Here is a 22243-nt window from a genome sequence, read left to right on the forward strand (position 1 = left end):
CGGCTCGATGTCACCAGGGAAGTCAGAAGGTACGTTTTGTGGCCACCAGCGAATTTCATCCGATCGAACGGACTGCTCTGGATGACGGACCTGCCGCGCGCGCCTTGAGGGCGGTCGAAGCGGTTCTCGGCATTGCCGCGGCAGTCGTTCTCGCGGTGCTGCTCTTCATGGTGCTGGTCACAGTCTGCCTGCGTTATTTCTTCAGCGCCGGCTTCATCGGCGCCGAGGATCTCGGCATCTGGCTGCATGTGGGCCTGATCGCGCTCGGCGCGCCGCTCAGTCTCAACAGCGCGCTTGCCATGCGCCTCGACGTCTTCGTCAAGATGCTGCCGGAAAGCCTGCAGAAGGTCACGCCGATCGGCGCCGATGTCTTCACCGTGCTTTCGGCACTGATTCTGAGCTTCGGCGGCAGCGAGATCATGACGATGCTTGGCGGCGTCTCGCCGACGCTCGGCGTGCCGGAATGGATCCGCTTCGGCTTCCTCGGCACCAGTGGCGCGCTGATCCTCGTCGTGCTGCTTCTACAGCGCGTCGCCGAAGGCAGGATCCTGCCGGTTTTGCTCTCGCTTGCCGTCGGTGTCGCGCTCTATGCCGGCATTCCGCATGTCTCGCTCGATCTCGACTGGCCGCCGAGCATCTTTCTCGGACTGATCGCCGCGGTCGGCCTCGTGCTTGCTGCGCCTCTGCCGCACGCCTTTCTTGCCGCAGCCTATGTCGCCATCGCCTTCGGCAGCAGCCTGCCGGAGCCCGCGATCGTTTCCGCGACCGTCACCGGCATCTCGAAATTCCTGCTGCTCGCCATTCCCTTCTTCCTGCTCGCCGGCGGTCTTCTCACTGTCTCCGGCGTCGCCAATCAGCTCGTGCGCTTCGCCGCCGCCATAGTCGGTCATCGCCGGGCCGGGCTGGCGCAGACGACGCTGTTGACCAGCGTCCTCTTTTCCGGCGCCTCCGGCTCGTCGGTCGCAAATGCCGCCTTCGGCGCATCGACCTTCCAGCCCGAGCTGGTCAAACACGGCTACCCTCCGGCGCAGGCGGCGGCGATCATCGCCTCGACATCGGTTCTCGACAATGTCATCCCGCCGTCGATCGCATTTCTCATCCTTGCAACCGCGACCAATCTCTCCGTCGGCTCGCTGCTCGTCGGCGGCTTCTTTGCCGGCGGGTTGATGGCCATATGCCTGGCGGTCGCAATCCATCTGACGGTCAGCGAACAGGTGCCGTTGCCACGCGCAAACGCGAGGCAGCGCTGGCAATCGGCGGTCCAGGCAATCCCGGCCTTCGGACTCGGCGTCATCGTCGTCGTCGGCATCCGCATCGGCATCGTCACGACCACGGAAGCCGCCGCTCTTGCTGCTTTCTACACGCTGCTGCTCGGCATCGGCGCGCGCCTCGGCGTTCTCTCGCTCTATGCCGCCTTTCGCCAGGCAGCAGTCGAAGCGGCGGCGATCGGCCTTCTGATCGGCACGGCCGGCCCCTTTGCCTTTTTGCTGGCGGTCGACGACGTGTCCGGACTGATCTCGCACCTGACGACGGCGCTCGGCGGCAGCGCGCTTGCGGTCATCCTGCTGTCGAACGTCATCCTGCTGGTGATCGGCCTCGTTCTGGATATCGGCGCTGCGATCCTGCTCTTCGGCCCGATCCTGCTGCCGGCAGCGGTCGCCGCCGGCATCGATCCCATTCAGTTCGGGGTGATCATCGTCGTCAACCTGATGATCCATGGACTGACACCGCCGCTCGGCATGCTGATCTTCGTCGTCAGCGGCGTCACGCGCATTCCCGCCTCAGAGCTCTTTCGGGCGGTGGTTCCCTATCTGCTCGCTCTCCTGGTCTCGCTCGCAATCCTCTGCGCCTGGGCCATCATCTTCTCGTAAACAGGACAACCCCATGGACAATTTCAACCGACGCAATTTCCTGAAGACCGCAGCTCTCGCTGGAACGGCGCTTGCAGCGCCCGCCATCGTCCGCACCGCCGCCGCCCGCACGACGACGATCACGATCGCCTCGCTGCTCGGCGACGACAAGCCGGAAACGAAGATCTGGGTGAAGATCGGCGAATTGGTCGAAGCGAAGCTTCCCGGCCAGTTCAAGTTCAATATCGTCAGGAACGGCGCGCTCGGCGGCGAGAAGGAAGTGGCCGAAGGCGTGCGCCTCGGCTCCATCCAGGCCAGTCTTTCCACGGTCTCGTCGCTCTCCGGATGGGCGCCGGAACTGCAGATCCTCGATCTGCCCTTCCTCTTCCGCGATGCCGACCATGTCCGCAGGACCGTCGCCGGCGATGTCGGCGCCGATCTCAAACAGAAACTGCAGGCGCAGAATTTCGTCGTCGGTGATTTCATCAACTACGGCGCCCGCCATCTCCTGACCAAGGAACCGGTGACGCGGCCGGAGCAGCTCAAGGGCAAGCGCATTCGCGTCATCCAGAGCCCGCTGCACACCAAGCTCTGGAGCGCATTCGGCACGACGCCGATCGGCATTCCGATCACCGAGACCTATAATGCGCTCGCAACCGGCGTCGCCGACGCGATGGATCTGACCAAGTCGGCCTATGCCGGCTTCAAGCTCTATGAGGTCGTGCCCGATATGACCGAGACCGGGCACATCTGGGCATCCGGCGTCGTCTATTATGCCTCGACCTTCTGGGCCGGCCTCAGCGACGAGCAGAAGGCGGTGTTCCAGCAGGCTTCCAGCGAGGGGGCTGCCTATTTCAACCAGCTGATCGTCGACGACGAATCCAAATCCGTCGAGACCGCACTTGCCAACGGCGGAAAGCTCTTGAAGCCGGAAGCCTTCGACGAATGGCAGAAGGGCGCAAAGGGTGTGTGGGACGATTTCGCGCCTATTGTCGGCGGCATCGACAGGATCAAATCGATCCAGGCCGCCTGAGCAAGCGGCGGGCGGTTCTCCTGCAGCTTTGAACGGGGACCGATGGAAAAGCCATCGGTCTCTTCATCGCGCGCACTTGCCGGAAAAATAATGCCGAAGCAGGCCGGAAATCGAAAGAGCATGCCTTCGGTGATCGTGGTATATGACTTACTGAAAATCCTGGGATGGGAAGTTTTTTACCTTCAGCCGGCGCGATCCTGATGACCGCAATCTTGCGACCGCTTCCGGCGGACGGATCCCATGGCCTCGATTTGGGATGAACAACATTTAACACAAGGCTTTGGAGGGCCGACCATGAGCTTACGCATCAACGACATTGCCCCCGATTTTACCGCCGACACCACACAGGGACCGATCAGCTTTCACGATTGGATCGGCAACGGCTGGGCCGTCCTGTTCTCGCATCCGAAGAATTTCACGCCGGTTTGCACGACCGAGCTCGGCGCCATGGCTGGCCTGGCCGGGGAATTTTCCAAGCGTGGCGCCAAGATCATCGGCATCTCCGTCGATCCTGTGGAAAGCCATGCCAAGTGGAAGAACGACATCAAGACCGCCACCGGCTTCGACGTCGAATATCCGCTGATCGGTGACAAGGACCTCAAGGTCGCCAAGCTCTACGACATGCTGCCGGCCGGCGCCGGCGAGAGCTCGGAAGGCCGCACGCCTGCCGACAATGCGACGGTGCGTTCGGTCTTCATCATCGGTCCCGATAAGAAGATCAAGCTGATCCTGACCTATCCGATGACGACGGGCCGCAATTTCAATGAGATCCTGCGCGCCATCGATTCCATCCAGCTGACGGCCAAGCACCAGGTGGCCACACCGGCGAACTGGAACCAGGGCGAGGACGTTATCATCACCGCCGCGGTTTCCAACGAAGACGCGATCACGCGTTTCGGCTCCTTCGATACGGTTCTGCCCTATCTCAGGAAGACCAAGCAGCCAACGGCTTGATTGCTGCTTTCAAGCCACTCCCAAGCCGCCGCGGCCATATGGCCCGGCGGCTTTTTCCTGCAGGCATTCTGGAAGAATGTCGCCCCGCTGCGCCTTGTTTTTGCGCAATTCCGGACGCAAACCGCCGCGCACTTTTGCTGGAATTGCTTAGGCTCAATCCGGAACGGGAAGGGCGCGCTGGTTGTAGAGGATCTTGCGGATGCGTGCCTGTTCCTCTTCGGAGAGCTTGCTGTTGTCGGTGCCAAGATCGGCGCCAACCGCAAGGCCGCGCTGAACGCCGGGCCTTGCGCCGACCTCCTCGAACCATCGCTTGAAATGTTTGAACTCGTTGATGTCCTGACCCTGTGCCTGCCAGTTGACGGTCCAGGGATAGCTGACGATGTCGGCGATGGTGAATTCGTCGCCGGCAAGATAGCGCCGGTCGCGTAGCCGCATGTTGAGAACGCCGTAAAGGCGGTTGGCTTCGTCGGTGAAGCGCCGCACCGCATAGGACTGGTCGCCTTCGCGATCGCCAAGGCGACGGAAATGACCGGCTTCGCCGAGTTTCGGCCCCTGGTTCGCCATCTGCCAGATCACCCATTGCGTGACCTCGTATTTGCCGCGCAGATCCTGCGGCCAGAATTTGCCGGTCTTCTCGGCGAGGTAGAAGAGGATCGCGCCGGATTCGAAGACGCTCAACGGACCGCCGCCATCGGCAGGTTCGTGGTCGACGATGGCAGGCATGCGGTGATTGGGATTGAGTCTGAGGTAATCAGGCTTGAACTGGTCGCCCCGGCCGATATTGACCGGCACCAGCTGATAGGGCGTGCCCGTTTCCTCCAGGAAGATCGAAACCTTCTTGCCGTTCGGCGTCGGCCAGTAGTGGAGATCAATCATCTGCTTATCCTCATTCGCTTAAGCATTCCTGATGAGCAGAATAGCGCTGCGACCATGGCAGGCCGAATATGTTTGTTCCAAAATCGATGGCGAAATTAAAAACCTGTGAGCGTTCCTGGCGCCAATTCGGGTGCAGATATGGAATGGGGAAGCGTCGCGCTTTGATCGATGGTATCTAGAATCGAGCGTCGAGATGGAAGTTCGAACCTGCTGAGATCCGATGATAGGCCGGAAGCGTCAGTCCGACATGGGGAGGAGATCGGTGAAGGCCATGCTTTCGCTCGGTCTTCTGTTTCCCGCCGTGGATACAGTAAAGGCCCAGCCTGAGGGGAGCGCCGGGCCGCCGGCCTGCTTGTATTCGGGACCTTCGGCGGCGGGATCGGGTGAGACGCTCTGCATCCGGAAAGACAGTTTCAACTACGACCTTTGCGTCGCGATCGAGCATTTCGCCAGCGCCAATCAATTGCCAGCGGATTATTTCGCCCGTCTCATCTGGCGAGAGAGCACCTTTCGCCCTGATGCAGTCAGCTTCAAGGGAGCGCAGGGGATTGCGCAGTTCATGCCCGGAACGGCGAAACTGCGCGGTCTCGAAGACAGCTACCAGGTGTTGGAAGCGCTGCGGAAATCGGCGCAGTATCTCGACGAATTGCGCAATCGTTTCGGCAATCTCGGCCTTGCCGCCGCCGCCTATAATGCCGGTGAAAACGGCCTTGCGACTTACCTTGCGTCAGGAAGATTACTTTACGAGACACGTAGCTACGTCATGGCGATCACCGCGCATACAGTCGAGGAATGGAAGGATAACCCACCGGAAGATGCGGCCGCCCCGCTCGACAAGGACAAGTCCTTCCTCGATGGTTGCGTGGCGCTTGCGGAGAGACGGACGTTGAAGGACACGCCCTGGCGTCAGGAGGGTGAATGGGCGCCCTGGGGCGTCCAGCTTGCGGCGAATGCGAATGTCGCGGTCGCCCGGCGCATGTTTCTCGATGCTATGCAGGATCTGCCCGCGCCCCTGAATGCGGAGCAGCCGCTGATCCTGCGCCAGCGCGATCGCAGCTTCGGTTTTCGGCCGCGTTATGCTGTCCGCATCGGCCGGCAGACGCGCATGGAAGCCAACGACCTCTGCAACCAGATCCGCAAACACGGCGGCACCTGTCTTGTTTTCAAGAATCGATAGCGGGCCTGGTTGAGCCGACTTGATCACGAAAAGTCTGCTTGCAGGATCACCTGAGCGCGGCATATTCAACACGGAAATGCCAAGGGAGGAACGACGATGCGGGTTTTGGTAATCGGAGCAACGGGCCATGTCGGAACCTATCTCGTTCCCCGTCTGGTGGAAGCCGGTCACGACGTCGTCACGATCAGCCGCGGCACGGCAAAGCCCTATACGGCAAACCACGCCTGGGCTGCCGTCGATCAGCGTCAGATGGATCGGGCAGCCATGGAACTGACGGGTGATTTCGGCCCGGCCGTACGTGCATTGAAAGCCGACATCGTCATCGACATGATCTGCTTCACGCTGGAAAGTGCCGAGCATCTGGTGACGGCGCTGTCAGGGCATGTCGGTCACTTCCTGCATACCGGCACGATCTGGACGCATGGCCATTCGACGGTCGTACCCACGCTGGAGGAGACGCCGAAATTTCCCTTCGGCGACTATGGCACGCAGAAGGCGGCGATCGAAACCTATCTGCAGCAGCAGGCAAGGCTTCGCGGATTTCCGGCAACCATCATCCATCCCGGGCACATTGTCGGTCCCGGCTGGACGCCGCTCAATCCGGCCGGCAATTTCAACCTGCAGGTCTTTTCAACACTTGCCCGCGGAGAGACCCTGGCGCTGCCCCATTTCGGCTTGGAGACCGTTCATCACGTCCATGCCGATGACGTGGCGGCGATGTTCATGGATGTGATCGCCAACCGGAATGCGTCTACCGGTGAAAGTTTCCACGCGGTTTCGGAGCAGGCATTGACCCTTCGCGGTTATGCCGAATCCATGTCTCGCTGGTTCGGGCACGAGCCGAAGCTCAGCTTCGCCCCATTCGACGCCTGGGCCGAAAGTCAGACGGCTGACGATGCGAAGGCGACCTGGGAACATATTGCCCGCAGCCCGAATTGTTCGATCGCAAAAGCCGGACGCCTGCTGGGTTACACTCCGAGATACACCTCCCTGCAGGCGGTGCAGGAATCGGTGGGTTGGCTGGTCGAGCAGGGGCGGATCGAGACCTGATCCGCCAGCGCCGCCGGCGGCCGGCTGCTTTTGTTTTACGCAATTCCGGACGGAAAACCGCTTCGCACTTTTCCTGAAATTGCTCTAACGGATCAGGATCGCCCTGAAATCATTGACGTTGGTTCCGGTCGGGCCGGTTTCGAAGAGATCGCTGGTGGCCGCAAAGCCCGAATAGCTGTTATTGCCGTCGAGCAGCCGGCGCGGATCGAGCCCGGCGGCGTGCAGGCGCCTCACCGTGCCGCCATCGGCAAAGGCGCCGGCATTATCCTCCGAACCGTCGATCCCGTCGGTGTCGGCGGCGAGGACATGAATGCCCTCCTGTCCGTCGATCGCAAGCGCCATGGCGAGCGCGAATTCGCCATTGCGTCCGCCCTTGCCACCCTTGGCTCTCAGCGTCACCGTCGTCTCGCCGCCGGAAAGGATGACGACCGGCTTGGAAAACGGCCTGTTCCGGCCCAACACCTCGCGGGCGATCGCCGCATGCACCAGCGCCACGTCACGCGATTCCCCCTCGATCGCATCTGAAAGGATAGCCGGCTCGATCCCCTGCGATTTTGCCAGGGCGGCAGCTGCCTCCAGCGAAACGCCGGCGGAGGCGATGATGTGATGCGCGTGCCGCAAAAACACCGGATCGTCCGGCCGCGGTGCATCGGCTTTCGGCGAGTTCAGATGGTCGAGTGCTGCCTGCGGCAGCTGCAATCCGTATTGCCTGATGATGTCGAGCGCATCGTGCCGTGTCGAACCATCAGGCACCGTCGGTCCGGAGGCGACATGAGCCGGGTTGTCGCCGGGAATGTCGGAGACGATCAGGCTGATGACCCTCGCTTTGGTCGCTGCTGCAAGTCTGCCGCCCTTGATGGTGGAGAGATGCTTGCGCACGACATTCATCGCCGAAATCGGCGCGCCCGAGGCAAGCAGCATTTCGTTGAGCGCAATCTCGTCTTCGAGGGTCAGCCCGTCCGGCGGGGCGGGCAGCAGCGCCGAGCCGCCGCCGCAGATCAGCGCGATCACCAGATCGTCTTCCGTCAGCCCGTTCACCGTCTCCGTCAGCCGCTTTGCGGCGGCAAGGCCAGCCACATCCGGCACCGGATGCGCTGCCTCGAGGATTTCGATGCCGCGTGTCTCGCAGCCATAGCCGTAACGGGTGACCACCACACCTTCGAGCGGTCTGTCCCAGACGCTTTCGAGCGCCCGCGCCATCTGCGCCGCGCCCTTGCCGGCGCCGATCACCACGGTCCTTCCCTTCGGCCTTTCAGGCAGACGCGCCTTGATGCCGGTCAGCGGATCGGCGGCGCGAACCGCCGCGTCAAACAGGCCTTTCAGGAAATCGCGGGGAGCGGTTATCGTCATCGGTGGTCTCTGCTGCCTCGGTGTCGATGGTGATGTGGGGCGCTTTGCGCTTGCTGCACCATAGCCTACTGCATAATGCAGCAATTCAAAGTGTTACAGCGTCCTTTGCTGCTCCCGAAAAGCTACGCGGCGCGGTACATTCGCGTCAGTCGGCGAGGGCGGCCAGGATGCGGACCCAGGATCGTATGCCTTTATGAAAGCTGGAGAGATCGTATTTTTCGTTCGGGCTGTGGACGCGGTTGTCAAAGCGGGCGAAGCCGACCAGGAGGGCATCGCATCCGAGCCGGCGTTTGAATTCGCCGATGATGGGGATCGAGCCTCCCGTGCCGGCAAGGGCCGCTTCGCATTGCCATTCCGTCGAAAGCGCCTGAAGCGTTCTGGTGAGAAACGGACTGTCGATCGGCATGACGGTTGCCGGCGAAAGCCCGTAATCCTTGAAGCTAACCGAACAATCCTGAGGGATACGTGCGCGCACGTGCCGCTGGAAGGCATCGCGGATCGCCTGAGGATCCTGTCCTTCAACCAGGCGAAAGGAAATCTTGGCGCTTGCATTCGCCGGAATGACCGTCTTGAAGCCTTCGCCTGTATAACCGCCGCTCATGCCGTTGATCTCGCAGCTCGGCCGCGCCCAGATCTGTTCGAGGACGGAACGGCCTGCCTCGCCGGCCGGATCTCTGAGGCCGATATCACCGAGAAAGGCCTCCTCGTCGAAGGGCAGCCTTTTCCACAGCGCCTTGATGGCGTCCGGCAGCTCTTTCACGCCATCATAAAAACCCTCGACCGCGACGCCGCCATCGGCTCGCCGCAGGCTCGAAACGACGTCTGACAGCACCTGCAGCGGATTGCGCGCGGCATTGCCAAACATGCCGGAATGCAGGTCTTGATCGGCGCAGGTGACTTCGATTTCCGTACTGAAGATACCGCGCAGCATCGTCGTGACGGCAGGCGTTTCGCGATCCCACATATCCGTGTCGCAGACGAAAACCGCATCGGCCTTCAACTCGTCCGCCGTGGCATCCAGAAAGGGTGCGAGGCTCGGGCTGCCGGCCTCTTCCTCGCCCTCGAACAGCACGCTCACCTGCACCGGCAGTTTACCCGTGACGCTCTTCCAGGCGCGGCAGGCTTCGACGAAGGTCATCAATTGCCCCTTGTCGTCGGAAGCGCCGCGCGCGACGATCGCGGTATCGCCATTCGGCAAGGCTTCCATGCGCGGCTCGAACGGATCGCTCGTCCACAGCGCCAGCGGATCGACCGGCTGGACATCGTAATGGCCGTAAAACAGCAGATGCGGTCCGGACGCCGCCTTTTCATGGGCGACGACCATCGGATGGCCGGTCGTTTTGCGCACCGATGCTTCGAAGCCGATGGCAGCCAGATCCCGGCTCAGCCATTCGCCAGCAGCCCGGCAGTGATCACGATAGGCCGGGTCGGTCGAGACGCTCGGAATGCGGATCAGCTCGAAAAGCCGCGCCAGACTGTCATCAAGGCTCCGGTCCACGTAGGCAAGAACGGCATCGATGTCGTGATGGATGATACTGGTCATCGTCTCTCCTCAGCGTTTCAATCTTCCGGATCGAGAATGCAGCATTGCTCTGCTACAGGCGTCAACACGGCGGATGCCCCTGTTTCCAGCGGATCGGACAACGCCCCATTGGCGGTGATCTCTCCAGCTGATGTCATGCATTTGTACTGATAGGCCCGGCCGAGATAGGTGCGCGTGCCGAGCACGGCCGCGATGCCATCGCCATCACGGCTGACAGAAAGACCGTCTGCGCGGCAGGCCAGGACAAAGTCGTCCTTGATCGGCCCGAATGTTTCCTGCGACAGCTGCAGCCGCGCTCCACCGGTCGTCTCGGCCACCACAAGCGCGCCGTTGCGCTCAGCCACCTTCATACGGATCAGGTTCTCGAAGCCCACAAAACGGGCGACGAAGGCATTGGCCGGCTGGCGATACAGCACCTCAGGCGCGTCGAGCTGCATGATGCGCCCCGCATTCATGATCGCCACCCTGTCGGAGATCGAGAATGCCTCCTCCTGGTCATGGGTGACGTAAAGTGACGTCGTGCCGTTGGCGCGCTGGAGCTGTCTGATTTCGACGCGCATGTCGATCCTGAGCTTTGCATCCAGGTTGGAAAGCGGCTCGTCGAACATCAGAAGCGGCGGCTCAATGACCAGTGCCCGGGCGAGCGCCACGCGCTGTTTCTGGCCGCCCGACAGGGCCGACGGCAGGCGGTCGGCGAAGGCCGAAAGGCCGACGCGGTCCAGCATGGCCATCGTTCTTTTCGCCCGTTCCTGCTGGGGAACGCGACGCTGCCTCAGGCCGAAGGCAACATTGTCCTGGACGCTCAGATGCGGAAAAAGCGCGTAGTTCTGAAAAACCAGGCCGATGTCGCGCGCATGCGCGGGAAGTCCGGTCAGGTCGCGCTCGCCGAGCTTGATGCTGCCGCTGCTCGGCTGCAAAAAGCCGGCCACGAGGCGCAATGTCGTCGTCTTGCCGCAGCCGCTGGAGCCGAGCAGGGACACCAGCTCTCCGGCCATGACTGAGATCGACAGGTCCTTCAGCACCTGGGTGCTGCCGTAATGGGCGGAGATCGAATCGATGGTGAGGGATACGGTCAAGAGCTTCTACTTTGTCAGGAAGGTGAGGCCGAGCGTGGCCTCGACGACGGCCATGACGCCGACTGTCACGAACATCAGCAGCACCGAGACCGATGCGATCGTCGGATCGAAGAACTGTTCCATATGCGCAAGGATCTGGATCGGCAGCGTCGAGATACCCGGCCCGGTCAGAAAGACCGAAACCGACACGTCGTTGATCGAGGTGATGAAGGCGAGGATGAAGGCGGCAATGACGCCGGCGCGGATATTCGGCAGGACCACGGTCAGGAAGGTCTTCAATGGCGGGCAGCCGAGGCTGATCGCCGCCTCTTCGACGGAAAAATCGAAGGCCGCCAGGCTGGCGCCGACGACACGCACCGAATAGGGCAGGATCAGCAGTGCATGGCCGACCAGCAGGCTGATGAAGATCGGCAGCCCGAGGCCGATCGTGACGGATTTCATCAGCGAAAATCCGAAGACGATCTCCGGCACCAGGATCGGCAGCACGAAAATGGTGGAAAGCCAGCGCGGCAATTCCACCCGGTAGCGGTTGATCGCATAGGCGGCCGGGACGCCGATCAGCAGCGACAGCGCCGTGCCGAGAAAAGCGACCTGCAGGCTGGTGATCGCGGTCGTGCGGAAGGCCTCGATTTCGAAGATATTGACGAACCACCGCAATGTCAGGCCCTGCGGCGGGAAGGTCAGATAGGTCGTGTCGCTGACGGCCGCACCGATGATGATGACGAGCGGTGCGAGCAGGAAGAAGAAAACGCAGGCCGCGAAGGCGGCGAGGATCGGGTGAACGCGCCTGTCCATCACACCGCCATCGGATTGAGCCGGCGTGCGATGCGGCTCATGATCAGGACGACACTGAGCGTCAGCACCACCATGATGGCGGCGATCGTCGATGCGCCGACCCAGTCGAAAGTCACCATGGCGCGCTGATAGAGGAAGGTCCCCATCATCATCTGCTTTTCTCCGCCGAGCAGTTGCGGTGTCGCATAGGAAGTGAAGCTGCCGGTGAAGACCAGGACCGCGCCGACGATGAGGCCGGGTGTCGCGAGCGGCAGGATCACCTGAAAGAATGTCATCAGCGGCCTTGCGCCGAGCGAGGCGGAGGCATCGATCAGATCGCGCGGGATGCCTTCAAGCACGCCGACGAGTGTCAGGATCATCAGGGGAACGAAGAGATAGACCATGGCGACGATCACCGAGCCTTCGGTATAGAGCATCGAAAGCGGCTCACTGAGGATGCCGGTCGAGATCAGCATGGCGTTCAGGATACCGTTCTTCCCGAGAATGATCAGCCATGCGAAGGATCGGACGACGACACCCGTCAGCAGCGGAAAGACCGCTGCGACGATCATGATGCTCTTTGCGCGACCGGGCATCTGCGCGATCACATAGGCGGTGATGAAACCGACGGTGAGTGAAATCGCTGTCGTAATCAGGGCGATTTCCAGCGTCCGATAAAGAACCGCCCGCCGAAAGCCGCTGCTGAAGAATGTCACATAGGGCGCAAACACGCCCTTCGGCTCGGTAAACGTCGCAGCGATGGTGATGGCGACGGGAACGATGAGAAGCACAACGACGGCAATCGTCGCCGGCATCGTCAATCCCCATCTGGCAAAATGCTTCATCTTAAAACTCGTGACATGTCCGGATATCAGGAGCGCCGCATCTCGGATTCGGATGTGCGGCGCTTCCAGGTCTGGCCCAGGTCTAGCCCAGGACTGGCAATGAACCGGTCTCAGGCCAGGATATCGCGCAGCTTACTGACCGAAGACTTCGTTCCAGCGATCGATCCAGTCGGCCTTGGCAGCGTTCATCTTGGCATAGTCGATGCGGGTGAGGCCTGCCACCATATCCGCGCCATAGGTCCAGATCTTCGCCTGGTCCGGCGTCAGGCTGACCTTTGTCGAGATCGGCGCATCGACGCCTTGTTCGGCTTCAGCCTGCTGGACTTCTTTGGACAGGATGAAGTTGATGAACTGATGGGCGAGTTCGACATTTTCCGAACCCTTCGGGATGTTCACGGTGTTCAGCGTGGCGATATCGCCGTCCTTGAGCTTGGCCCATGTCATCGTCGGAACGGCCGCCTGCATCGATGCCAAGGTAAAGTCCTGGGCCAGCGCAACACGCACTTCGCCTGTTGATATCAGGTTCACCAGCTCCGAGCCGGTGTTGTAGTTCTTGACGACATTGGGCTTCAGCGCCTCGATTTCCGAGAAGGCCTTGTCGGTGTCCTCATAGGCATCTGCGCCGCCATGCTTGCCGGCTTCCAGAACGACCAGCGGGCCGGCAGTGGTGGTGATGCCGGGCAGGGAGACGGAGCTTTTCAGATCGTCGCGCCACAGGTCGCCCCAGGCAGTGATCGGCGGATTGACCTTGGCGGAATCATAGACGATGCCGACGCGACCGATCGTATAGGCGGGGCCGTATTTGCCTTGAGGCGCCTTGCCCAGCTCGTAGATATCCGCGAGGTTGGGGATCTTCGACGCATCGATCTCCTGGAACAATCCCTGTTCAATGCCGAGCTGCGAGAAGCTGTCGGTGAGATAGATGACATCGACGCCCTTGCCATCGCGCAGTTTCAGCTTGTTGAGCCGGTCGGCATTGTTGCCGGTCTCGAACACGATCTCGCAGCCGCAGATCTTCTTGAAAGGCGTGATGATGTTCGCATTCATCTTCTCGCCGTTATAGCCCCACCAGGAGATAGTCAGCGTCTTTGATTGCGCATGGGCCGCAGCGGTGCTGCCGACGGCGGCAAGCAGCGCGAGAGACAGGATTCGGGCAAAACGTCTGGCCTTCATGAGCAATGTCCTTCTGTGAAAAACGGCGTTGGCAATCGAGATGATACCCCCAGGATTTGAGGGATACTATTTTTTGATCGATCGGGCCGCAAGCTCAATAATTGAGCAAATACGCTCTTGTGCGAGGAATTTTCCAAGACCGGAGCATCGCTTTACACATCGGCGTGTGGTCTTTACGGTCCGGCGGTTCCAGCTTCTCACGGGCATTCCATTCATGGCCACTTCGCGCACTACCCTTCCCGACGATCTGCTGATCAACGCCTCCGACGAGGTGCTGACGCGCCAGGATCTCGTGCTGACGGCGCTCGGACGACGGCCCGCCGACAGGCTGTTGCGGGTCGGCAGGTTGCTCGATGTCCATTCGAGGACATGGCTCGACGATCAGGAGATCGTCATCAAGGGCCGCCGCATCGCCTATGTCGGCCCCGCCGGCAGTTACGCAGGCGAGGTGAACGAGCGGTTCTCCGAGCCGGATCTTGCGGCCGTGCCGGGCTTCGGGGAGGCACACAAACATATCGAAAGCTCCCATCTGACGCCGGAATGGGAGGCGGCTTTGGTGATGCCGCATGGCGTGACCTGGACATGCGAGGCGAGCCACGAATTTTCCAACGTCAACGGCGCCCGCAATCTGGAATTCTGGCTGGAAGCGCGCCGGCGCGGATCGCCGATGAAAATCTTTCCGCTGCCTGGCTCCGCCGTCCCGCCGACCGCCTATGAATGGGGTGGCGGCTGGTTCGGCTACGATGAGCAGAAGGCCTTCCTTTCCGAAAGCCTGATGGTCGCCGGGCTCGACGAGGTCATGGACTGGCCGTCCATATCCGATCCCGGCAATCCTTCCTACGATCGGCTGTGGGGCATGATCGGCGCGACCTTCGAGCAGCGCGGCGTGGTCGAAGGCCACGGTGCCGGACTGCGCGACATAGCCTCGATCAATGCCTTTGCCGCGGCAGGCCTCGCCTCCGATCACGAAGGCTGGTTTCTCGATGAGATCTGGCAGAAGCTCCTCCACGGCCTTTTCATCGAGCTCAGGCCGCATTCCCTGCCGGAGGTCATCCGCGGACTGATCGACAAGGGACTGACGGACTGGTCGCAGATCGCTCTGGTGACCGACGACCGCAGCGCCTCGGACACACTGAAAATCGGCGCGACCGACCACAATGTCCGGCTCGCCATTGAAAACGGCCTTGCGCCGGAGATCGCCATCCAGTGCGTCACCCTCAATCCGGCACGCCATATGCGGCTGACGCCCTGGGTCGGATCGATCGCGCCGGGCCGCTTCGCCGATATTGTTCTTCTCAGCGACGTCGACAGCCTGTCGATCGAAAAAGTGTGGGCGGACGGGCGTCCCGTGTCCGAGGGTGCGACCTTCATTGGAGTCCGTCCTGAAATCGACTGGCCGCAATGGGCGACGCGCACCGTGAAAATTGACAGGACGGTCACGGCTGACGATTTCCGCATCGAGGCGCCACCGAACCGGACGACCGTCAACGCTGCACTTTTGCGGCCGTTTCACTGGCACGACGACTTCATCACCATGGAATTGCCGGTGGAAGAGGGCGCCGTGCAGCGGGATCCCGCGCGCAATGTCACCAAATTCTCGATTGTCGACCGGTTCTCCGGGGAGGCCAAGGTCTCCAGGATGTTCTGGCTGGGCACCGGGCCGCGCACGCCGGAGACGGCGCTCGCCTCCACGCTCGGGCACGACAAGCACAATATCTGGACGGTCGGCTCATCGGATGAGGCGATGGCGATATCAGTCAATGCCTTGAACGAGCAGCAGGGCGGCTGGGTGCTGGTATCCGCCGGCAAGATTCTCGCCCGCGTCCACTACGAGGTCGGCGGCCTGATGACGGCGCGTTCGGCCGAAGTGCTCGATGCAGAGATGCAGGCTCTTTATGCCGCCGGCGCCGGGATCGACTGGATGTACGAGCCGACTTTTTCGCCTCGATGGTGGCCGGGATTTCCCGAACGCCTGTCGTTTGCGACGCTGACCTGCTCGCCTTGGCGCTGGGTCCTGGTCGCGCCCTCGGAGCTGGCGCCGGAGGGGTTCGTGAACGTGCTCACCGGCAAAACCCATCCGATTGTCTGGTGACATTGCGGCCCGCTAAATTTCCACCTGATTGATCTTCTTACCGCAGCAATAGAAAGCATTAACCATAGTCCCGTAGACAACGAACAGGATCAAAGGAACCTGTGTTCGATGGCTACTGAAATGACCCGCCGGCCTGCCGGCGCCAATGAAGGCAAGATTATTGCCTTTCCCGCTGGAATCGGAACTGCCAATGTCGAGCGCTGCGCTCGCGAACTCGGCCGGCGGCACGGCGCAGATGCGATAGAATTCTGGAAGGCCGAATGCCGCAGGCTTGCCGATCAGCTTCTGGCCGCAGGGATGCCGGAGAGCGATGTCGGTCAGCGGGTGCTGCAGTTTCAGCAAGATGTCCAGAGCGAACTCGTCTTCAGCCACCAAAACGGACCACTGCCCAAGTCTCAAAACCGATAGCGCCGATCTCGCGGGTTCTGACGGCCGTCGTATGCCTTGCGACTATCGCAGCAGTCCGGCGGACCGAAGGGCGTCTTCAATGATTTTCTGAATGCTGCCACGGTCGCTGTCCGCGCCGAATGGGCCTGCGACGTTTTCCGGTTGCGAAGCAAAGGCTTTTGCATCGCGCCGTTTTTCAAATGAGGGGACCAGACCCCAGGACCTGGCAATTTCGACGGTCGATGAAATTCCGACGTCAAGCATGAAGGGGCCGCTTGCTCCGTAGCCGGTGCCGACATCGAGCGGCGTGCCGTGATCCATCCCGGCAATCGTATAGAGCTCGATCACGTCGACACCGTGAGCATCGGTCCAGACCTTTCGCTGGTGTCTTCCGATATCTTCGACGCGGCCCGGCGATGCGTCGACACCGTGGATATTTTTCCATTGCTCCACGATCGCATTCGCATTGGATGGCACGACGGTTCTGTCTGCGGTTCCCTGCCAGAGTGATAATGTCGGCCACGGGCCTTTGTGCCCTGAGGCGTTTCTCAATCGCAGTTCAAGCTCTTTGCCAGTCGGACTGCCATGGCCGCGCATTCGGTCGAACGCCTCGGGAATGGTTGCTGCACTTGCATATGGCAGGCCTGCGATGATTGCGCCGCCTGCAAAAACCTCAGGATAGGTGGCGAGCATGGCTGCGGCCATGGCGCCGCCGGCCGAAAGCCCGGTCACGAACACGCGCCTGCCGTCGATACCGTGTTCCGCAACGACCTTTGCGATCATCCGGCGAATGGAAAAGACCTCGCCGTGATCCCGGCTTATGTCCTCTGGGTTAAACCAATTGAAGCAGAGGTTTGGATTGTTTGCCCGTCGTTGCTCGGGAAGCAGCAGCGCGAAGCCATAGTCCTCGGCCAATCGCGACCACCCGGACCCAATATCATATCCGGCGGCGGTCTGGGTGCAGCCGTGCAGGACAACGACAAGGGCCATGTCTTTCCCGCGCTTCGACGGCAAATAGATGTAGCCCCCCAAAGCGCCCGGGTTTGAGCCAAATGCGTCCAAGGCGACGAGATCGGGATTGTCCTGCGAGGGTCGGGCGCGAAGGGTTCCTCGCAGCGCAGCAAGGCGTGCGAGGGTGTCTGACATAGATCTCATTGAAAGTCTCCGCCAATCAGCAGCCGGGACGGCGGTGATGCTGAACTAAACGCGTCAGTCTACGAAAAGGTTGCTGCGCTGCACAATGTTTTCTGGCGCGTTTTTGGTTGGGCGGGCCACTTCTCCTGAGTGAACCAGCTAAGCTATTCAGATATCTTATTTCTTTTGCCCGGCAGGGGGAACATCCGTGAAGGTACGGGTTATCAGCGACAATCTTCTCCGCGGGCAGCGAAGGAAGAGCGTCGGACCTCTTGATTGACCTCGGCGGCGCGAGGAACTTCGGCCCGTATGTAGAGTTGATGTTGTCGATTGACAGCATTGCGACCCAACGAGGCTTTACAGATGTCGAACAAATCCAACTTCTTCTCTTCCTTTGCGACCACCGTCGCCGATCTCTCGGGAAAGCCGTTCACCTTTGTCGCGGCTTTGGCGCTGGTGCTTGTCTGGGCGGTTTCCGGCCCTTTTTTCGGCTATTCAGAGACCTGGCAACTTGTGATCAACACCACTACCACCATCATTACCTTCTTGATGGTATTTGTGTTGCAGAACAGCCAGAACCGTGACGGAAAGGCTCTGCAGGCCAAACTTGACGAACTCATCCTGACGAGCCAGGCGGCCAATAAGTTTGTCGGCATCGAAAAGTTGGATGAGGGCGAACTCAGGGAAATGAGCAAGACCCTTGCCGAGAAAGCAGAATGCGTCGAGGACAAAGCGGATGAGAAATCTGCCGCAGAGGCAGCGTCCGTCTAGGACATGTCGCGCAAAACTGTGCAGCAGTTTTGCGATAACGACACGCGTAACAGTAAAGATCTGAAGCGCGGGGAGCGAATCTGAAAGATTGCGACGCGCTTTAGGTCGACGTCTCTGAGGTTTGGCCGTGGTGTAGCTGGCGCATTCCCTCTATCGCGTCGGCATCTTTCTTCTCAGCCGCAATCCATTGGTTTCCTGCTTCGCTCGACCGGATCAGTTCGTCGAGCTTGGCATGGAGCGCCGTCATGTCCCGGTTTTGGGAGTGCTGCACCAGCAGCAAGATAAAAAATATGATGAGAGTACCGACCATATTGGTCAGCAAAAACCACTGCTTTGGGAAGGAAAAGCTGAGACCCACTGCCGCCCAAATGGCTGCGAACGCGATCAGCGTGACAGGAACCACACGATGGCCTGCCCATAAGACGGCCAAATCAGAGATCTGGCGAAAGTGCGAGCGCATACGGCTCTCCACAGCGCGTAAAACTGGAGATGGAGCAGCTTCCATCACCTCAGTTCAATAATTAGGGCGCTGCAAACGACATAAAACCCGCGTTTCCGCGGGTTTTATTCTGACGACTAGCCACGCTCGTGCCGTTATGGCGACGAGACGTCAATTTAATTTGACCGATGGCTCCCGGCCCCAGACACGCAGTTTGCCAAGCGCCTTGATAAAAGCCGGAACGTCTTTCGCCGCTCCGAGCGCCATCACGCCCTCATCCAGTGAATCGGCAATTCCGGCCTTCTGCATCAGCGGCAACGCTGTTTCCAAATAACCGATGTACTTGCAGTGTACGAAGGCGTCCGCCACGAAATCGCGGGCCGTTGCCTCCTTCAGCAGATCGGCGGTTCCCTCGGCTGAGGGGAGGAGGGCGACGGCGTCGTAAAGTACTGAAGGTCCGCCGTCGATCATCTGATGCGCCTCGATCCAGTTGCCGTCCGAGAGCGTCACGCCGCCGATCTTTGGCGCGATCACTTCGAATGCTGCCTTCTGCTCCGTGATCTCCGCAAGCAGCGCCTTGAAGACGGCGGCATCGGTGCCATCGCTGACAAGAATGCCGAGCTTGCGTCCTTCGAACCGCTTCGGACCGCGCTCTATGATGCTGAGCGCCGGCGACGGCTCCAGATCCTGCCGCGTCGGCATGGCCGCGTCGGCAGGCTTCGGCATCGATTTGAAGCCGAGGGCGTGACCGACCTTGCTGGCCAGGGTCTCATCGATATTCATCAGATGCGAGACCATACGCTCACGAATGACCGGCGTTTCGACCTTGCTCAGTTCGAAGATGAGCGCAGCAGCGATATGGCGTTGCTCCGGCGGAGTCTGGCTGATGTAGAACTGCCGGGCCTGGCTGTAGTGATCGGCAAAGCTTTCCGGGCGCAGCCGAACCTTGGGACCCTGTTCTTCGGCCGGGAAGTGGCGATAGCCCTGAACCGGCGATTCCCGCGGCCCCTGATTCCAGGAATTCGGCTGGTAATTGACGCGTCCGACAGGATTGCGCATCGCCATATGGCCATCCTGCTGAAAATTGTGGAAGGGACACTTCGGCGCGTTGATCGGCAGATGGGTGAAATTCGGACCGCCCAGACGTTTCAGCTGCGTATCGAGATAGGAGAAGTTTCGTCCCTGCAGCAGCGGATCATTGCTGAAGTCGATGCCGGGGGGAACGTTCTGCGTCATGAACGCGACCTGCTCGGTCTCTGCAAAAAAGTTCTCTGGCATTCGGTCGAGGACGAGACGGCCGATCGGTTTGACCGGAAGAATCTCCTCGGGAATGATCTTTGTCGGGTCGAGGATGTCGAAGTCGAACGTATCGGCGAAATCCTGATCGAAAAGCTGCACGCAGAGTTCCCATTCGGGGAAGTTTCCCGAATGGATCGACTGCCAGAGGTCGCGGCGATGGAAGTCTGGATCCGCACCATTGATCTTGACTGCTTCGTTCCAGGCGACGGACTGCAGGCCAAGCTTCGGTTTCCAATGGAATTTGACGAAGGTCGATTCGTCCGCTGCATTGACGAAGCGGAAGGTGTGAACGCCGAAACCCTCCATGAAACGGAACGACCGCGGAATGGCGCGGTCCGACATCACCCACATGATCATGTGCATGCTTTCGGGTGTGAGGCTGATGAAGTCCCAGAAATTGTCATGAGCAGACTGCGCCTGCGGAAATTCCTTGTCGGGCTCCGGCTTTACGGAATGGATGACGTCGGGAAACTTGATCGCGTCCTGAATGAAGAAGACCGGGATGTTGTTGCCGACGAGGTCCCAATTCCCCTGCTGCGTATAGATCTTGACCGCGAAACCACGCACGTCGCGCGCCAGATCGAAGGAACCCTTGCTACCGGCGACGGTCGAAAACCGAACGAAGGCCGGCGTCTTTTCGCCTGGCCGCTGGAAAAGATCGGCCCGGGTATAGGCGGCCAGCGATTCATATGTTTCGAAATAGCCATGGGCGCCGTAACCGCGCGCATGGACGACCCGCTCGGGGATGCGCTCGTGATCGAAATGAAAGATCTTCTCGCGAAAATGGAAATCATCGATGAGGGCAGGGCCGCGGGCACCGAGACGAAGCGTATTCTGATCGTCTGAGACGGGTCCGCCCTGCGCTGTGGTCAGCACCGGCTTGCCGTCTTCGGCAAACTGATGAAGCTCGCCGCCTGCACCCCGGTGCAGTTTCTGATCATGGATCGTCGCGTTGTCCGAGGGCGAGGTTTGGGAGGTCTTCTTGGCCATCTACATTCTCCGGAAAAGGTTTGACCTAACCGAAGCTCCCCAACGGCGACATGTTCCGCCCGATGCGAAATAAACCGCCAGGGGGAAAAAGACTTGCAGCGCACGATCACCCAACCGCGGCAGAGCCGGGGATGGCTCCACGTAATGGGGCGCGGGGCCTTTCGACCCGCGCCCCGATTTCCGTTGATCCTGAGCCCCGGGCCTTAGATCCGGGGCGTGACGAGGAGGTCTTCCTCTTCGTCGCGTTGCGACCCGCCAAAGGCAGCGGCGGCGGCAGCGATGAAAGCCCCGATCAGAAGTGACAACGCGCCGAGCAATGCCGTGGTGGAGGCAGCCTTGCGTGCCTCATCAGCAGCTTTCTGAGCGGCGACTTTGGCGTCGTCGATGCGCTTCAGCACAGTGTCGACGCGGGTGCGTGCATCGGCCTCGGAAAGACCGGTGCGAGCAGAGACGATGGTGGCCAGATAGGCCTTGTCGTCATCAGGGATCTGGCCGGCGGCTGCACCGTTGAGGAGGATGCGGGAAACCTCAGCCGTTGCAGCAGTATCATCGGATGTTGCTCCTGCGCGGGCCTGTTCAGGACGCAGCAAAGCGTCGGTAAAATAGGCGGTGGGCAGATCTGCGGTCGATGCCGTCGACGCTGCCGCCGTACCTGCGGCGGTGGCGGCCGAACCCACGGCTTGTGCCCCCGCACCGGCAAGCGAGGTCAGCGACGACGCTAGAAATCCGGCAACGAAGATCGTCGCCAGCGCCCAGCTGATGAAGCCATGCGCGGTATCGCGGAAGAACACCTCGTCGGTGTGCACGGCTGCCCACTTCGTGCGCAGCCGGCCGGTGATATAGCCTCCGAGCCCGGAGGACAGCCATTGCACGACAACGAGCCAGATCGCCGCCGTCACCCCGACCGTGCCGAGTGAACTGCTTTGCCCCGACCAGGGCGATACCATCGTCAACCCGACCCCGGATCCAAGCAGCAAAAGTATGAGGGTCACTCCGATGGCCGCAGCGGCGCCCCCGAAGATCGGCCCCCACGTCATGGCGGATTTGGAGGATTCAACCGGGGTAGCAATCTCCCCGGAACCTGTCATTAAAACCGACATGATCTGTTCCTATCGCATAAACAGAGCAAGAAGGATGATGATCGGCAGTGGAACACCAAGCAGCCAAAGCAGAATACCGCGACCCATGAGAGACCTCCTGTCAGAAACTGACGTTACGTGGTTGATGCCACTCAACTTTTATCCACGGCGTTTGTTCCCGAGCGGCTTCTATCTGGGTTGTGCGCCAAGCTGGGCTGCTTCAGCAGCGGCTGAGCCGCTCACGTGGGCCGGCTTGCCCGCGCGGGTTCAGCCGAAACCCGACACGATCTGGCGCAATCTCCTTCAATCGCGCGGCAGCTTCTGAAGTAACAGCACATTGTCGGACCGGTT

At 60.7% G+C, this 22243-nt stretch carries 19 protein-coding genes; 8 read left to right on the plus strand and 11 right to left on the minus strand.

Annotated elements, in window-relative coordinates; translation table 11 throughout:
* Positions 1-38 precede the first annotated feature (38 nt).
* The 3 genes from RWK44_RS29015 to RWK44_RS29025 all read left to right on the plus strand — a co-directional run bounded on the left by RWK44_RS29015 (position 39) and on the right by RWK44_RS29025 (position 3837).
* Positions 39-1871: a TRAP transporter large permease gene (locus tag RWK44_RS29015; RefSeq protein WP_168286558.1), complete on the plus strand. Its 1833-nt coding sequence runs from the start codon at positions 39-41 to the stop codon at positions 1869-1871.
* Between the two features lie 13 nt (positions 1872-1884).
* Positions 1885-2883 (plus strand): TRAP transporter substrate-binding protein, encoded by a 999-nt coding sequence (locus tag RWK44_RS29020; protein ID WP_077981203.1) that lies wholly within the window; start codon positions 1885-1887, stop codon positions 2881-2883.
* 294 nt (positions 2884-3177) lie between these two features.
* Positions 3178-3837, plus strand: coding sequence for a peroxiredoxin (locus RWK44_RS29025; protein WP_017964008.1), 660 nt, complete (start codon positions 3178-3180; stop codon positions 3835-3837).
* Between the two features lie 153 nt (positions 3838-3990).
* Here RWK44_RS29025 and RWK44_RS29030 read toward each other — a convergent pair whose 3' ends face one another.
* A complete protein-coding gene (locus tag RWK44_RS29030; protein ID WP_168281704.1) occupies positions 3991-4713 on the minus strand; it encodes a glutathione binding-like protein in 723 nt (240 codons plus the stop codon).
* Between the two features lie 220 nt (positions 4714-4933).
* Here RWK44_RS29030 and RWK44_RS29035 point away from each other — a divergent pair, with 220 nt between their 5' ends.
* Both RWK44_RS29035 and RWK44_RS29040 read left to right on the plus strand, forming a co-directional pair.
* A complete protein-coding gene (locus RWK44_RS29035) occupies positions 4934-5890 on the plus strand; it encodes a lytic transglycosylase domain-containing protein (RefSeq protein ID WP_168281706.1) in 957 nt (318 codons plus the stop codon).
* Positions 5891-5986: 96 nt separating this feature from the next.
* Positions 5987-6940, plus strand: coding sequence for an NAD-dependent epimerase/dehydratase family protein (locus tag RWK44_RS29040; protein ID WP_168281708.1), 954 nt, complete (start codon positions 5987-5989; stop codon positions 6938-6940).
* Positions 6941-7024: 84 nt separating this feature from the next.
* On the opposite strand, the gene RWK44_RS29045 is transcribed toward RWK44_RS29040, so the two are convergent.
* The 6 genes from RWK44_RS29045 to RWK44_RS29070 form a co-directional block, all read right to left on the minus strand.
* The gene (locus tag RWK44_RS29045; RefSeq protein ID WP_131663856.1) at positions 7025-8290 is read right to left on the minus strand and encodes a glycerate kinase type-2 family protein; all 1266 of its coding nucleotides are present in this window, start codon (positions 8288-8290) and stop codon (positions 7025-7027) included.
* Between the two features lie 145 nt (positions 8291-8435).
* A complete protein-coding gene (locus RWK44_RS29050; RefSeq protein WP_168339309.1) occupies positions 8436-9833 on the minus strand; it encodes a dipeptidase in 1398 nt (465 codons plus the stop codon).
* A gap of 17 nt (positions 9834-9850) precedes the next feature.
* Entirely contained in the window at positions 9851-10909 is a 1059-nt protein-coding gene (locus RWK44_RS29055; RefSeq protein ID WP_077981198.1) for an ABC transporter ATP-binding protein, read from the minus strand.
* Between the two features lie 6 nt (positions 10910-10915).
* The gene (locus RWK44_RS29060) at positions 10916-11707 is read right to left on the minus strand and encodes an ABC transporter permease (RefSeq protein ID WP_017964016.1); all 792 of its coding nucleotides are present in this window, start codon (positions 11705-11707) and stop codon (positions 10916-10918) included.
* Positions 11704-12528 (minus strand): ABC transporter permease, encoded by an 825-nt coding sequence (locus RWK44_RS29065; RefSeq protein WP_316029800.1) that lies wholly within the window; start codon positions 12526-12528, stop codon positions 11704-11706. Before RWK44_RS29065 ends, RWK44_RS29060 begins: the two co-directional genes overlap by 4 nt.
* Before the next feature lie 132 nt (positions 12529-12660).
* The gene (locus tag RWK44_RS29070) at positions 12661-13701 is read right to left on the minus strand and encodes an ABC transporter substrate-binding protein (RefSeq protein ID WP_131640260.1); all 1041 of its coding nucleotides are present in this window, start codon (positions 13699-13701) and stop codon (positions 12661-12663) included.
* Positions 13702-13774: 73 nt separating this feature from the next.
* On the opposite strand from RWK44_RS29070, the gene RWK44_RS29075 reads away from it, so the two are divergent.
* Entirely contained in the window at positions 13775-15793 is a 2019-nt protein-coding gene (locus RWK44_RS29075; protein WP_316029801.1) for an adenine deaminase, read from the plus strand.
* Positions 15794-15901: 108 nt separating this feature from the next.
* The gene (locus RWK44_RS29080; RefSeq protein ID WP_077981194.1) at positions 15902-16201 is read left to right on the plus strand and encodes a DUF6074 family protein; all 300 of its coding nucleotides are present in this window, start codon (positions 15902-15904) and stop codon (positions 16199-16201) included.
* A 42-nt stretch (positions 16202-16243) separates the two neighbouring features.
* On the opposite strand, the gene RWK44_RS29085 is transcribed toward RWK44_RS29080, so the two are convergent.
* Complete coding sequence (locus tag RWK44_RS29085) at positions 16244-17335, minus strand: extracellular catalytic domain type 1 short-chain-length polyhydroxyalkanoate depolymerase (RefSeq protein WP_168339313.1); 1092 nt, start codon at positions 17333-17335, stop codon at positions 16244-16246.
* 342 nt (positions 17336-17677) lie between these two features.
* Between RWK44_RS29085 and RWK44_RS29090 the strand changes: the two genes are divergently transcribed.
* A complete protein-coding gene (locus RWK44_RS29090) occupies positions 17678-18085 on the plus strand; it encodes a low affinity iron permease family protein (protein WP_025394249.1) in 408 nt (135 codons plus the stop codon).
* A gap of 100 nt (positions 18086-18185) precedes the next feature.
* Here RWK44_RS29090 and RWK44_RS29095 read toward each other — a convergent pair whose 3' ends face one another.
* The 3 genes from RWK44_RS29095 to RWK44_RS29105 form a co-directional block, all read right to left on the minus strand.
* Complete coding sequence (locus RWK44_RS29095; RefSeq protein WP_168286546.1) at positions 18186-18545, minus strand: low affinity iron permease family protein; 360 nt, start codon at positions 18543-18545, stop codon at positions 18186-18188.
* A gap of 150 nt (positions 18546-18695) precedes the next feature.
* Complete coding sequence (locus RWK44_RS29100) at positions 18696-20813, minus strand: catalase (RefSeq protein WP_221945890.1); 2118 nt, start codon at positions 20811-20813, stop codon at positions 18696-18698.
* A 203-nt stretch (positions 20814-21016) separates the two neighbouring features.
* Positions 21017-21913 (minus strand): hypothetical protein, encoded by an 897-nt coding sequence (locus tag RWK44_RS29105; protein WP_168281716.1) that lies wholly within the window; start codon positions 21911-21913, stop codon positions 21017-21019.
* Positions 21914-22243 lie beyond the last annotated feature (330 nt).

Source organism: Rhizobium sp. 25PS6, assembly GCF_032464655.1.
In the GTDB taxonomy this organism is placed as follows: Bacteria; Pseudomonadota; Alphaproteobacteria; order Rhizobiales; family Rhizobiaceae; genus Rhizobium; species Rhizobium laguerreae.